Below are 14,236 nucleotides of genomic sequence, written 5' to 3'. Positions count from 1 at the left end.
TGACGGCGCCACGTTCAGGAGGCGAGGGTGACCGTGACCAGTTGACGCCAGCTCGTCCGCGTGCCTTCCGGAGCCGCCTCGGCGAACCGTGTGTCGCCGAGGCGGCGCCGTGCGGCCTGCTCGATGCGGGCCACGTCCGGGTGGGAACGATCCGGCAGTCCGCGCACGCCGGCGCTCGCCGCGAGCAGCCGTGCGGCCTGCTCGTAGTCTCCGCTGCGGAGTGCCAGGTCCGCGACCCCGACGAGTACCTGCGCGATCAGGGGTGCGTGCCCCGCCTCGGCGGCCGCCTGGCAGGCCGCCGCGTGGTGCGTACGGGCCTCGCGGAGATCGTCGGCGAGGTAGCCGAGCAGGTCCTGTGTGATTCCGCGGACGTTCGCCTGCTCCGCGTCGTCGCCCAGCATGGTGGTCGCGACGCCGAGTTGCTGGTACGCCTCCTCGGCGTCGCCGCGCCAGCGGGCGAGTTCCGCCTTCGACAGGGCCAGCTCGGCCAGGGCATCCGGCCAGGTGACCCGCTCCGCGCACCGTTGCGCCTCGGCTGTCGCAGCCGCGCTCGACTCCTCGTCGCCCAGCAACCAGTACAGCTGAGCCAGTCGCGACCGCAGGCGGATGACGTCCTCGATGGCACCGACCTCGGTGACGACCGAGATCGCCTGTTCGTAGTACGCGCACGCGGCGGCGAACTGCCCGCGCACGGCGATGCGGTCCGCCAGCTCGGTCAGGGCGAACGAGATCCCGAACCGTTCGCCGAGTGCCCGGAACTCGGCGAGCGCCATCTCGAGATACGCGTCCGCCTCCGGCCCGTCCTGGCCGAGCATGATCCGCATCTTGCCCAGGTGCAGCCGGGCAAGTGCGCGTACCCAGGGGTCCTCGTCGTCCAGCAACTTCTCGAACGCGGGCAGGAAGGCGTCCGGCGCCTGCAACATGCGTTCCAGCGGGGCGACGAACCCCAGCAGTGGGTGGCGGCGCCGACTGCGTTGGCTGAAGAAGTGCGCCTTGTGGATCCACTCCTTCGTCTGGTGTTCGTCGCCTCGCCCGGAGGTGAGGAAGTGCACGACAAGGGCGTACACCGTGGCCCGGACGTCATCGGTCACCTCGCCGGGCGTCCTGGTGGCCGCGGTGATCAGCTCGATGCCCTCGGCCTTGTGCCCGCTGAGCCACCAGTACCAGCCGGCGCCCGCCGCGAGCCGCATCGCCGCGTGCGCCTCGCCGGCGGTCAGCGCACCACGCATCGCGGAACTGATGTTGTCGTGCTCGGCACCGAGCGTGGCGAGCCATTCCAATTGCTCGGCGCGGCGAAGATGCGGCTCCGCGGTCTCGGCGAGCCCGGTGAAGTAGGCGAGATGCGCCTGGCGCGCCAGGTCCGATTCCCCCGCCTCCGCGAGCCGCTGCCCGGCGTACTCCTTGATCGTGCCGAGCATCCGGTAGCGCGGTGCGCTGTCGCCCTCGGTGAGCAGCAGCGATTTCTCGACCAGCGCGGTGAGCAACTCGAGCACCTGCTCCCGGTCGGCCGCATCGCCGGCGCAGACCCGCTCGGCCGCTTCCAGGCTCGCCCCGCCCGAGAACACCGAGAGCCTGCGCAGGACCATCCGTTCGGCGTCGGTGAGCAACTCCCAGCTCCAGTCGACCACCGCGCGCAGCGTCCTGTGCCGCGGCAGGGCGGTACGGCTACCGCCGGTCAGCAGTCGGAACCGGTCGTCGAGCCGGTGGGCGAGCTGATCGATGGACATGGTGCGCAACCTGGCCGCGGCCAGTTCGATCGCCAGCGGCATCCCGTCCAGCGCCCGGCAGACGCGCACCATCGTCGACAACGTACGGGCGTCGACCCCGAGATCCTTGCGCACCGCGCCCGCCCGGTCCCGCAGGAGCTGGACGGCGGGAGAGGACTCGATCTCGCCGGGGCCGGCGTCCTGCTCCGGCAGGGCCAGTGGCTCGACCAGCCACAGCGCCTCACCGGTGATGCCGAGCGGCTCCCTGCTCGTGGCCAGGATCCGCAGCCGCTGGCACTCCCCGAGCAGTCGATGGGCGAACGCCGCCGCCGACTCGATCACGTGCTCGCAGTTGTCGAGGATCAGCAGCGCCTCCCGCTCGTGGATGGCGGCGATGAGCCGGTCGATCAGCTCCACGTTCGGCGCCCCGCCGAGCAGGGCATCCCGGAGGCCGAGCCCGGCGAGCGTCGCCTGCGCCACGTCGCCGTCCGCGCCGATGGGTGCCAGTTCCACCAGCCAGGCCCCGTCCGGCAGGTCGCCGAGCAGCGTGCGGGCGGTCTCCGTGGCCAGCCTGGTCTTCCCCGAGCCGCCCGGCCCGATCAGAGTGGTGAGCCGATGTTCGGCGATGAGTTCGCGGACCGCGGCGACATCGGTGTCCTTGCCGACGAAGCTGGTCAGCTCGGCACGCAGGTTGGTCTTCCGGTTCTCCTCCCGCCGTCGTCCCGACCCGCCCCGCAGCAGCGCGACGTGCAGGGCGGACAGCTCGGATGAGGGGTCGACGCCCAGCGCGTCGACCAGGGCCTCCCTGGCGCGCTGGTACACGAGCAGCGCGTCGGTGTCGCGACCGGCCGCGACGAGGGCACGCATCAGCGCGGCGACAAGCCGTTCCCGCACCGGATGCGCGGCCACCAGGTCGGTCAGTTCCGTGACCAGCTCCGCACCGTGGCCGAGGTTGATCTCCGCATCGAACCGGTCCTCCATGGCGGTCAGGCGTAGTCCGTCGAGCCGGGTGACCGCCGCGGCGAGCGCGGCGCTGTCCGGCAGCCCGACGTCCTGCATGGCCGCACCGCGCCACAGTGCGAGGGCCTCGCGCAGCAGCCGTACCCGCTGTGGATCCTCGGCATGGCGGGCCTGTCCGACGAGGCGTTCGAACCGCACGGCGTCGACAGCGTCGGGTCGCACCGTCAACCGGTAGCCGTCCGTCTGCCCCTCGACCGACCCCTCCGGCAACACCTTCCGCAGCCGGGAAACCAACCGTTGCAGGGCGTTCGCCGCGTCGGAGGGCGGGTGCTCACCCCAGATCCAGTCGACGAGCGTCGCCTTCGGGACCACCTGACCTGGTTCGAGCGCGAGGGCGATCAACAGTCCGCGCAGCCGGGCGCCCGGCACGTCGGCCGGGACGCCGTCGTGCGCGCGAACCTCGAATGGTCCGAGCATCCCGATCTGCACCTGGCAGATCTTGCCACGGACGATCGGCGGGCCTCCACCTGCTGACGCGACGCCGAGCACCGCACCGGGCCGCACCGGCCACCCGGCCCGAACGGCTCCGGAGGTGCCGGAACCGGACCGGACAGAGCCGCGGCGGCCGAGTGCTCTTCCTTCGGTTCGGCTGCACGGAACTCTGCTCCGGATCGCTCTCAGCGGCGTGGGGAGTAGATTGGGCGACCTGTAGTCCGCATCCCACGTTCCGGGTGCGGCGAACCGGCGTTAAGGAATCGGCGTGGGTCCCGGCTCCGCCATGGTGGGTCAGGTGGCCCGACTGGGCGGAACGCGGCCGCGAGGCGGGGGTGGGCAGTTCCGTGTCGATCGGCCTGCCGATGCAGGAGGCGGTCGTCGGAGCCCTCAACGTCTACGCGGGCACGCCGAAGGCCTTCGACGATGACACCATAGCGGTGCTGGAGACGTTCGCCGCGTACGCCGCGGTCGCCCTGGCCCATGCGCAACTCTACGACAGCACCGCCACGCTCGCCCGCCAGATGCAGGAGGCGATGGCCAACCGTGCGGTGATCGAGCAGGCCAAGGGCATCATCATGGGCGAACGCCGCTGCACCCCGGCCGAGGCGTTCGCGGTCCTGGCGAAGGTGTCGCAGGACTCCAACCGCAAGGTCCGCGACGTGGCCAGGGCCCTGGTCGACCGGGCAGCCGGGGCCTGACCGCCGGCCTGAACCCTCACGGCTTCGCATCGGCAGCCGGGCGTCCGGCCATTTGCTGGCCACCATCAGCTGAACCCGCGAGCGGTGCCGGCCCACGACAGGTGCCGACACCACTCGCGTGCGTCACCGCTTGGCTTCGTGCTTGGCCATCTGGGGCCGTTCGCCCTTGCCGACCTTCCGCAGCGCCTCGCGCAACTGCTCCTCGGTCATCTTGGAGTTGCCTTCGATGCCCGCATCGTGGGCCTGCTGACGAAGATCGTGCAGCCGTTCCCGGTCGCTCATGTCGGCCTCCCCATGCCTGCGGTGGCGCGGGCGGCTCCGCGCGCCACTGTCGGCCGTCGCCTTCCCGGCAGCGGAGGGTGCAAACGGCCTCAGACGGCACCCGGTCCAGGGGGCTTGTCGGCGTTGCGGGTGATGACGCTGAAGTTGCCCTCGGACTCCATCCGGACCTCCTTGACGTCGTCCAGACGCTCGGCGGCGGGCCACCGGTAGGCGAGCGCGTCCAGCAGGTACGCCCAGCCGATGATCACGGCGACCAGCAGCAGACCATCGGTGTGTAGCCGCCGGTCGCCCACCCGCCGCGCCTACCACGGTCACCTGCGGCTACACCGCTGCCCTGGTACGCCAGGCCAGGCGGGCGGTGCCCGGCGTCCGCGTTTCGGGCTGCCGCCCTGTAGCGGGTGTTTCTCCGTTCACGGCGCGGGCATGCACCTCGTCGTCCATTCGGGAGGGACGAGCCGTGCGGGGCGGCTGCCGCGCCGGGCGACGTCCGCCCCGACCGGCATCCCCTACGGGAGAGGCGTCGTCATGCCCGACAAGCACGAGCAGGCCGAGCAGATGCGCGACGACGTGCCCTCGACCATCGCCCGCTCCGACGACAAGGCGGTCCGGACCTACCAGAAGACCCTCGAATCGGCGGAGGAGTCCTACGGCGACGGCGAGCGGGCCCACCGCACCGCGTTCGCCTCGCTGAAGCACACCCACGAGAAGGTCGGGGACCACTGGGAGCTCAAGGAGCACAAGGGCCCCTCGGACCCGCAGGCCGAGCAGGGAACGCCCGAGTCGGCGCGGGGGCGGCGCAACACCGCCCAGGGGGTCGACGCCAACGCCAGCAAGGGACACCTCGACGACGTCGGCCGGCGGGTCGGCATCGACGACCCGGAGAACCTGAACAAGGACGACGAGGTCCGCGCGATAGAAAAGGCCAACGCCCGGGCGACCGCCCGGGCCCGCAAGAGCCGCTGGTAGTCCCCCATCATGCCGCTCCGGGCCCGCCCGGTGTCGAGGGCGCGCATCGACGACAGCCACTTGATTGATCGGGGATGGTTGATGTGGCCGGCTGGTGGGGTATCGCGGTGGCATGGAAGCGTTCGTGTTCGGGGTGGTGGCCTCCAGCGCCCTGGTGCTGGGCGCGCTGGCCGGTGTCCGGTTCCGCCTGCCGAAGCGGCTGCTGGCTGCGCTGCTCGCGTTCGCCTCGGGTGCACTCATCACCGCGTTGGCGTTCGAGTTGTTCGAGGACGCCTATGAGCACGGGGGGATCTGGCGCGCGGTACTGGGTCTGGTCGCGGGTGCGGTGGTGTTCACTGTGCTCAGCGCCCGCTTGGACCGGGCGGCCAGGGGCCACCGCGAGCAGCCGCACGGCAGCGAGAAACTCGACCCGGACGCGGCGGCCAGCGACCGTACGCCGTCGACCGCGTCGATGACCGGTGCTGCCGGGCTCGCGCTCCTGGCGGCGGTCACGCTCGACGGCGTACCGGAGAACGTCGCTCTCGGGGTCTCGCTCGGTGAGGGCACCGGGGGGCTGGCGCTGCTCGCGGCAATCTTCGTGTCGAACTTTCCCGAGGCGCTGGTCGGCAGCGCGTCGATGCGGGCGCAGGGACGCTCCCGCCGCTTCGTGCTGGGCACCTGGACCGCCTGTGCGGCGCTTCTCGTCTTGGCGGTGGTCCTCGGTGCGGGTCCGCTGGCGAACACCGCACCGGAGACGATCTCCCTTCCGCTGGCCTTCGCCGCCGGAGCGGTGCTGGCGTCGCTGGCGGACACCCTGATGCCCGAGGCCTACGAGAAGGGCGGACCTGCTGTCGCCCTGAGCACCACCGCCGGGTTCGTGCTCTCCTTCGCCCTCGCCACGCTCTGACACCAGCTGTCCCGACCCTCACTCGTGGATAACCTGCCGCCAACCTGACAACGAGGAGACCGGATGTCGCAGCCGGCCCCACCAACCGCGCATCCCGTCCCGCCGGCGGCGAATCCACGGGCCGCGTGGTGGGTTCTGTGGGCAGTGATGTGGGTGGTAGCCGTCGATCTGCTCGTCGGCGGATCATGGGACGCCGAGTATCACCGTACCCAGCCGTTCGACGGCTTCTTCTCGCCGCCACACCTGTTCATCTACACCCTTGCCGCAGTCGCGATGGCCCTGGTCGCAGTGCTCGACGTACGGCCGCGTCTGCGCGACTGCTTTGGTCCGTACGTCACGCTGCCCTGGCCCGTGCCGGTACTCGGTCAGCGCCATCCGGGTTCGTTGATCCTGCTCACCGGCGGCATGGCCGGCATCGCCCTGGCCGGTCCGGCGGACGCGGCCTGGCACACGTCCTTCGGCCTCGACGAGACCAACTGGTCCTTCCCGCACGCGATGCTGGGTTGCTCGCTGGCCCTGATCAGCGTCGGGTTCTGGTCCTGTCGGCACGCCCTCACCGGCGTGCGGCCCATGTGGAGTGCGACCCGGTACCTGCTCGGCTATCTGACCGTGCTCGCCTGCGCGGTGGTGATGGGGCCGTTGCAGAACTACCCGACCCGGGAGTTCGCCGTCGCGGCCGGCAGCTTCGGCGCGTTGGCATCGAACCCGGACCATCAACACCTGGTCCGCATCGTCACGCAGGCGAACCTGACGCACACCAGTCCCGCGTACGTCCTCGTGGCAGCGGCCTGGGCGGGCCTGGCGCTGGGTCTCCTGCGGGCGGTGGACCCCCGGGCCCGCTACTGGCTGGTGGTGGCCGTCCTGGTCGGTCTGAGCCTGAGCGGCACCGCCGGCGCCGAGGCGCAGCGGTACGGGCTGGCCGCCGACCCCCGGGTCACGGCGGGCCTGCCGTTGCTGACCGCCGCGCTGGTGCTGGCGGTGCCGCGACCCCGCACCGTCTGGATCCGGTACCTGGTCGCGGGCGCCGCCTTCGGACTGCACGCGTTCCTCGTCTGGGGAACAGCGGTCACGCCGATCGGGTACGCCCTGGCGGCCTGCTGCGCGCCGGTGCTCGTGCTCACCGGCGCGGCCGCCGGCGCCTGGTTGTACGGGGTGCTCACCCGACCGGCCCGCCGGGCGTCGCTGTGGTTGACCGCGATCGTCGTCCTCCTGGTGCCGGCGGTGACCGGCACGGTGGATCTGGTGCTGCGCACCATGATCCCCTGACCGGCTCACGGGTGTCCGGCGCTTGGACGGTGGTGAAACGCCGCACCGGACCTCTTGGCAGACCGACGAGGCGTTCCATAGGATCTGATCAATTGAATGCCGGTCGGATCGGCTGGTGAGCGCCGGAAGTCCGGCCCTGTTCAGCCCGTTCGACCGGCCGGCACCCCCGAGAGGCGACCAGGATGGACCGCAGGTGGCTGCTTCGCACCGGGGTCGTGGCGACCGGGTCGATCGCCTTCGGGGGCTCGCTGTGGAGCTCCGCGCTGGCCGCCCCGGCGGTGCCCGGCCCCAGCCCGTACGGCCCGCTGCGGGCCGCGGACGGCAACGGGTTGCGCCTGCCCGAGGGGTTCCGCAGCCGGATTGTCGCGCGGTCCGGCGCGAAGGTGCCCGGCACCTCCTTCACCTGGCACTACAACCCGGACGGCGGCGCCACCTTCGCGACGTCCACGGAGAACGGGTGGATCTACGTCTCCAACGCGGAGATCGAGGCGCCCCGGGGCGGCGCCTCGGCCATCCGGTTCGCCGGTGACGGCCGGATCCTCGGCGCGTACGCCATCCTGACCGGCACCGACCGCAACTGCGCCGGCGGACCGACGGTGGTGGGCCGCCGGGACACGTCGGCCCGATGGCTCTCGGGCGAGGAGGTCTCCCGCGGGCAGATCTGGGAGTGCGACCCGCGCGGGCAACAGCCCCCCGTGGCGCGCCCGGCGATGGGCAAGTTCACCCACGAGGCCGCCGCGGTCGATCCGGTACGCCAGGTCGTCTACCTGACCGAGGACCGCAGCGACGGATGCTTCTACCGGTTCCGGCCCACGCGATTCCCGGACCTGTCCACCGGCGTGCTGGAGGTCCTGTGCTCCGCCACCACCACCGGTCCGGTGACCTGGCGGCCGGTGCCGGACCCGTCGGCCTCCGGCACGTCGACGCGTTACCAGGTCGCCGCCGCGCAGCACTTCAACGGCGGCGAGGGCTGCTGGTACGAGGACGACGTCTGCTACTTCACCACCAAGGGCGACAACCGGGTGTGGGCGTACCGGGCGGCCACCAGCGAACTCGGCCTGCTCTACGACGACGACCTGACGGTCTCCGGCACGCCGCTGCGCGGTGTCGACAACATCACCATGTCGCACTCGAAGGACCTGTACGTCGCCGAGGACGGCGACAACATGGAGGTCTGCGTGATCACGCCAGAGGGCGTCGTCGCCACCTTCCTGCGGCTCGATGGGCATGCCGGGTCGGAGTTGACCGGGGTGGCCTTCAACCCGGTCGGCGACCGGCTGTACTTCTCCTCGCAGCGGGGCATCGGCGGCGCCGGCGGCGTCACCTTCGAGGTGCACGGCCCGTTCCGCCGCTGAGCCACGCCGCCCCCTCCCAGGCCGCACGTGGCGACGGGCACTCACGGCGGCACCGCGACCGGCCCGAGCGCCCGGGCGAGGCAGGCGTCGACGTCCGTGGGGTCGCACCCGGGCAAGCCGACCCATTGACGTCGGTCTCTATGGGGTGTCTCATGGCGGATACCTACCGGTAACCCCGTCCCCCCGGAGGTTCCCATGCTCCCCCGTCCCCCGCGTCGCCTCGCTCGGCTGATGCCCCTGGTGCTGCTGCTCGCCGCCGGGGCCATCGCCGCCCCACCCGCCCACGCGGCCGGACCCGCCGGCTGCGAGCCGGCCGGCTGCCTGCTGCCCTTCCCCAGCGACGTGCACACCGTCGCCGACCCCCGCACCGACACCGGAATCCGGCTCAACCTCGACCGGGCCGACATGCCGGCGAACATCCTCGGCACCCGGATCAATCCCTGGGAGTGGAACCGCAGCGACGGCTTCTCCCCCGGGTCCGCGCTGCTCGCGCACGTCCCGGGGCTCGACGCCGGATCGACCGGCCTCGCCCCGGCCACCGACATCGGCCGCTCGCTCGCCGCCGACGCCCCGATCGTGCTGATCGACACCCGGACCGGGGCGCGGCACCCGTACTGGGCCGAGCTGGACGCCACCGCCGCCGACCGGCCCGACCGGCAGGCACTGATCATCCGGCCCGCCCGCAACCTCGACGAGAACACCCGGTACGTCGTCGGGCTGCGCCGGCTGCGCACCGCCACCGGCGCCCCGGTCGCCGCCTCGGAGACCTTCACGGTCCTGCGCTCCCCCACGCCGCCGGCCGACCCGGCCCTGCATCGCCGTTGGGAGTACGCGCAACGCGCCCTCGGCTCCCTCGCTTCAGCCGGCGTCGACACCAGCGAGCTGCACCTGGCCTGGGACTTCACCGTCGCCAGCCGGCGCGGGCTGACCGGGCGGATGACCCACATGCGCGACGAGGCGTTCCGCCGGCTCGGCATCTTCGCTCCGGCGGTCACCATCGACAAGGTCACCGACCTCACCGCCGAGACCGACCCGTACCTGCGGCGGCAGGTGGAGGGGACCGTGGTGGTGCCCAGCTACCTCAACAACCCGCTCGGCCCGCCTGGTTCCTGGCTGAACACCGGCGACGACGGCCTGCCCGAGCAGGAGGGCGTGAACACCCAGCTCGCGAAGTTCCACTGCAACATCCCCCGCTCTGCGAGCGCCGCGACGCCGGCCCGGCCGGCGCTCTACGGCCACGGCCTGCTCGGCTCCCCGCTGGAGATCAACCAGACCCGGCTCAAGCAGTACTCGAACGAGTCGAACACCATGCTCTGCGCCACCGCCTGGATCGGCATGGCCACCGAGGACGTACCCAACGTCATCTACTCGCTCGGTGACTTCTCCCAGTTCCCGTCGATCCCGGACCGCACCCAGCAGGGTTTCCTGAACTTCCTGTTCCTCGGCCGGGCACTCACCCACACCTGGGGCGGGCTCAGCACCCGCTCCGCGTTCCGCGACAGTGGCTCGCTGTTCCGCGCCGGCTCCGGTCAGCTCGTCTACCTCGGCAACAGCCAGGGCGGCATCCTGGGCGGGGCACTCTGTGCCGTCGCCACCGACCTCACCCGCTGCTCCCTGGGCGTACCCGGGGCCAACTACTCCACCCTGCTCAACCGCAGCGTGGACTTCGACCAGTTCCTCCCGGTCTTCGGCACCGCGTACCCCGACCCGCTGGATCGGCAGCTCATCCTCGGGCTCGCGCAACTGCTCTGGGACCGGGGGGAGGCGAACGGCTACCTCGCCCACCTGACCCGTGACCCGCTGCCCAACACTCCGGCGAAGCGGGTGATCCTCGTCGAGGCGTTCGGCGACCACCAGGTGGCCAACATCGCGACCGAGGTGATGGCACGCAGCATCGGCGCGCGACTGCGTACCCCCGCACTGGCCCCCGGCCGCAGCGCGGACGCCGTGCCGTTCTGGGGGATTCCGGCCGCACCCACCCTGCCCTACGCCGGCAGTGCGCTGGTGGTGGTGGACAGCGGTTCACCGGCGCCGCCGGCGGGCAACGTCCCGCCCCGCGCCGGCCTCGACCCGCACGGCCATCCGGCCAACTCGCCGGCGATCCGGGCCATGATCGCCCAGTTCCTCGCCACCGGGGAACTCGTGGACACCTGCGCGGGGCTGCCCTGCACCGCAGCGCCATAGTCAGCTCCCCTGGCCGGTCACGATCGAGGGGACAGCCACCTCGAAGGCCGCGGGGGATGTGGCGGCTCCGGCCGCCACATCCCCCGACGGCCAGCGCCGATCAGCGGGTTGCGGGGCGCCTCGTGCTCGGTCCGGAGCAGCAGATCAGGATGCTGCCCTCGGTGTGCGTATGAGCCGGCCGAGCGCGGGACTACATTCGACAGGCTCTCCCCGGCTACGACGATCAGGCAACTCCTCGCCTCGATCAGGTGGCAGCTCAGGTGAGTCGGTACGGTCGCGTCACCCCGCCGCACGGCCGGGTGGCTCGGTGAGCGTGGTGGCCCCGGTCATGATGGCCACCGCTTCCGACATCGTGTGCGATCGTGGCGTGACGATGCCGGCCCGCCGGCCGAGGCGCTGGATGTGGATACGGTCGGCCACTTCGAAGACGTGCGGCATGTTGTGACTGATCAGCAGCACCGGCAGACCGCGGGAGCGGACCTGGTCGATCATCTTGAGCACCTGGTTGGACTCTCTGACGCCGAGCGCCGCGGTCGGCTCGTCGAGCACGATCACCTTGCTGCCGAAGGCGGCGGCCCGGGCGACCGCGACGGCCTGCCGCTGCCCGCCGGACAGCGTCTCGACGGCCTGGGACATGTTCTGCAGCGTGCCGATTCCGAGGTCGGCGAGGACGCGCTCCGCCTCCTGGCGCATGCCCTTCTTGTCCACCATGCGTAGGACCGTGCCGAGCGGCCCGCGCCGGCGGCGCTCCCGGCCGAGGAAGAGGTTGCTGGCGATGTCGAGCGCGGGCGCCACGGCGAGCGTCTGGTAGACGGTCTCGATGCCCGCCCTGCGGGCGTCCTGCGGCCCTGCGAAGCGGACGCGCTGGCCCTCGAGCAGCAGTTCACCGGCGTCGGGGACCAGCGCGCCGGTGAGGCACTTGATGAGCGTCGACTTGCCGGCGCCGTTGTCCCCGATGACCGCGAGCACCTCTCCCGGATAGAGGTCTATGTCCACGCCGTCGAGCCCGACGACCCGGCCGAACGTCTTCACCAGGCCCCGGGCGGACAGCACCGGTGACCGGTCGGGGTGTGCGTCGGTGGACAGGTCGCCGGTCTGCGTCGGTGTGGTCTGGGCGTCCGCGGTCATGCCTTGAACCTCCGGATCCACTGGTCGACGGCGACGGCGAGGAGCACGAGCACCCCGACGGCGAGCACCCGGTACTGGTCATCGACGCCGGCGAGCGACAGGCCGCTGCGGAAGAAGCCGACGATGAGGGCGCCCAGCAGCGTGCCCAGCAGCGCTCCACGGCCACCGAAGAGACTGGTGCCACCGATGACGACCGCGGTGATGCTCTCCAGGTTCGCGTCGGTGATGGCGTTGGGACTCGCCGCGCCGGCTCGGCCGATGAGAATCCACGCGGTGAGGCCGTAGATCGCGCCGGCGGTGAGGTAGACACTCAACAGCACCCGGTCGACGCGGATGCCGGCCAGCCGGGCGGCTTCGCGGTCGTCGCCCACGGCGTAGACGTGGCGACCCCAGGCGGTCTTCGCCAGGGCGTAGCCGACGACGAGGTAGAGGATCGCCACGATCACCACGCCGACGCTGATGCGGAACTCGCCCACGGGAAAGGTCTCGCCGGTCCAGTTCAGCAGGCCGGGCAGATCGACTGCCTGGACGCTCTGACCCCTGGTGTAGAGCAGCGCGATCGCGCCGAAGACGCTCAGGGTGCCGAGCGTGACGATGAAGGGTGGAAGGTTCACGCGGGTGACGAGTGCGCCGTTGAGCAGGCCGGCCAGCAGGCCGATGCCGATGCCGACGCCCAGGGCGACGGCGCCGGGGAGGCCCTGACCTTCGGCGAGCTTCGCGGCCACCATCATCGACAGGATCGTGATGGCGCCGACGGACAGGTCGATGCCAGCGGTGAGGATGACGAGGGTCTGTCCCACGGCGAGTGCGCCGATGACGGCGACCTGCTGCAGGACGAGGGACAGCGAGTTGGGCGAGGCGAAGCGCGGATTGATGGCGGCAAACGCCACGAAGGCCAGGACCAGGACGAGGAACGGGCTGATCGACGGGCGGGCATGCAGGACCTGCTGGATGCGTTGCAGCGGTGAGCGCGGCCGCAGTGCGAACTGTTCGGCGGCCGTGGCGGCTGGTCGGGTGATGGTCACGCAGGCTCCCTGCCGTTGACGATGGTGACTTGCTGCGCGGTTGGACGGCCTGCCGCGCGGGGCGGTCGCCTCATGCGGTCGTCGGTGGTCAGGCCTTGCCCCAGCACCGGCCGGCGCCCTCGGCGCTGGTGATGCTCTCCACGCCGGCAGCCGGCTTGTCGGTCACCAACGTGACCCCGGTGTCGAAGAAGTCGAGCCCGCTGGTGGTCTGCGGCTTCTGGCCGTCCTGCGCGATCTTCTTGATCGCCTGGACGCCCAGTTCGGCCATCTTCACCGGGTACTGCTGGGCGGTGGCATTGATGAGGCCATCCTTGACCTGCTGCACGCCGTTGCAGCCGCCGTCGATCGACACGACCAGCACGTCCTTGGTGCCGGCGGCCTTGAGCGCCTTCTGCGCGCCCACCGCGGCCGGCTCGTTGATGGTGTAGACCACGTTGATCGCCGGGTTCTTGGCCAGGCAGCGCTCCATCGCCGTACGGCCGCCGTCCTCGGCGCCGTTGGTCGGCTCGTTGCAGACGATCGTGTAGGTACCGCCCGAGTACGAGCCGCTCCTGGCCTCGTCTCCGTTGGCCTTCCGGTCCTTGGTGTCGATCCCCATGCCGGCCAGGAAGCCCTGGTCGCGGTTGTAGTCCACCGAGACGATCTTGTCGTTGAACAGGTCGAGCAGGGCGATGGTGGCAGGCTTGCCGGCCAGTTGCTTGGCGGTCCACTGACCGATCAGCTCGCCGGCTCTGAAGTTGTCGGTGGCGAATGTGATGTCGACGGTGTCGGCCGGGTCGGGCGGGGTGTCCAGGGCGATGACGTAGAGGCCCGCGTCGCGGGCCTTCTTGATGGCGGGGTTCACGCCAGGGCCGTTGGGGGTGATGAGGATGCCGTCGTCTCCGCGGGCGATCGCGTCCTCGATCGCCTGGACCTGGCCGGCCTCGTCACCGTCCTCCTTGCCGGCGGCCAGGGTGAGCTTCACCCCACCGGCGTCGGCCGCCTTCCGCGCGCCCTCCTGCATCGTCACGAAGAACGGGTTGGTCGAGTTCTTCGTGACGAGCGCGACGGCGATCTTGTCGTCACCACCGGCGCCGGCCCCGCCGTCCCCGCCACAGGCGGCGATCGACAAACTCGTCGCGACGGCGAGCATCAGCGCGCCTCGCCGACTTCTGCGCAGGATCATGTCCACTCCTCCAGATGACGCCGGCCGTCGGCCGATACTCGACAACGATGTCAAGCGCAGTCTTGAGCGTCGATTCGCTGATTGTCAATACTTCGCATAGACCGGGGTGGTTCATGGACC

General features: G+C 71.3%; 10 protein-coding genes and 2 pseudogenes. 6 read left to right on the top strand and 6 right to left on the bottom strand.

Features of this window, described 5'->3' with window-relative positions; genetic code table 11:
• Positions 1 to 14: 14 nt before the first annotated feature.
• Positions 15 to 3,155, bottom strand: coding sequence for an ATP-binding protein (locus V6U79_RS03975; protein ID WP_334613520.1), 3,141 nt, complete (start codon positions 3,153 to 3,155; stop codon positions 15 to 17).
• Positions 3,156 to 3,454: 299 nt separating this feature from the next.
• On the opposite strand from V6U79_RS03975, the pseudogene V6U79_RS03970 reads away from it, so the two are divergent.
• Positions 3,455 to 3,859: pseudogene (locus tag V6U79_RS03970) on the top strand (ANTAR domain-containing protein); the annotation flags it as partial.
• 123 nt (positions 3,860 to 3,982) lie between these two features.
• Here the strand turns inward: V6U79_RS03970 and V6U79_RS03965 are convergent.
• Positions 3,983 to 4,141, bottom strand: a complete 159-nt coding sequence (locus V6U79_RS03965) for a hypothetical protein (protein WP_334524113.1) — start codon at positions 4,139 to 4,141, stop codon at positions 3,983 to 3,985.
• Between the two features lie 89 nt (positions 4,142 to 4,230).
• Positions 4,231 to 4,410, bottom strand: a pseudogene (locus V6U79_RS03960) (DUF421 domain-containing protein); the annotation flags it as partial.
• A gap of 256 nt (positions 4,411 to 4,666) precedes the next feature.
• On the opposite strand from V6U79_RS03960, the gene V6U79_RS03955 reads away from it, so the two are divergent.
• From V6U79_RS03955 to V6U79_RS03935, 5 genes are all read left to right on the top strand, one after another.
• Entirely contained in the window at positions 4,667 to 5,107 is a 441-nt protein-coding gene (locus V6U79_RS03955; RefSeq protein WP_334613519.1) for a ChaB family protein, read from the top strand.
• 112 nt (positions 5,108 to 5,219) lie between these two features.
• Positions 5,220 to 5,993: a ZIP family metal transporter gene (locus tag V6U79_RS03950; RefSeq protein ID WP_334613517.1), complete on the top strand. Its 774-nt coding sequence runs from the start codon at positions 5,220 to 5,222 to the stop codon at positions 5,991 to 5,993.
• A gap of 153 nt (positions 5,994 to 6,146) precedes the next feature.
• Entirely contained in the window at positions 6,147 to 7,259 is a 1,113-nt protein-coding gene (locus tag V6U79_RS03945) for a hypothetical protein (RefSeq protein ID WP_334613516.1), read from the top strand.
• Positions 7,260 to 7,441: 182 nt separating this feature from the next.
• Positions 7,442 to 8,614, top strand: coding sequence for an alkaline phosphatase PhoX (locus tag V6U79_RS03940; RefSeq protein ID WP_334613515.1), 1,173 nt, complete (start codon positions 7,442 to 7,444; stop codon positions 8,612 to 8,614).
• A gap of 231 nt (positions 8,615 to 8,845) precedes the next feature.
• Entirely contained in the window at positions 8,846 to 10,798 is a 1,953-nt protein-coding gene (locus V6U79_RS03935; RefSeq protein ID WP_334613514.1) for a hypothetical protein, read from the top strand.
• Between the two features lie 279 nt (positions 10,799 to 11,077).
• Here the strand turns inward: V6U79_RS03935 and V6U79_RS03930 are convergent, their stop codons facing one another.
• The 3 genes from V6U79_RS03930 to V6U79_RS03920 form a co-directional block, all read right to left on the bottom strand.
• Entirely contained in the window at positions 11,078 to 11,926 is an 849-nt protein-coding gene (locus V6U79_RS03930; RefSeq protein WP_334613513.1) for an ATP-binding cassette domain-containing protein, read from the bottom strand.
• Entirely contained in the window at positions 11,923 to 12,951 is a 1,029-nt protein-coding gene (locus tag V6U79_RS03925) for an ABC transporter permease (RefSeq protein WP_334613512.1), read from the bottom strand. Before V6U79_RS03925 ends, V6U79_RS03930 begins: the two co-directional genes overlap by 4 nt.
• Positions 12,952 to 13,039: 88 nt before the next feature.
• Entirely contained in the window at positions 13,040 to 14,116 is a 1,077-nt protein-coding gene (locus tag V6U79_RS03920) for a substrate-binding domain-containing protein (protein ID WP_334524091.1), read from the bottom strand.
• Positions 14,117 to 14,236: the final 120 nt, after the last annotated feature.

Source organism: Micromonospora psammae (genome assembly GCF_036902725.1).
In the GTDB taxonomy this organism is placed as follows: Bacteria; Actinomycetota; Actinomycetes; order Mycobacteriales; family Micromonosporaceae; genus Micromonospora.
This window is presented reverse-complemented; position numbering and strand designations above follow the sequence as displayed.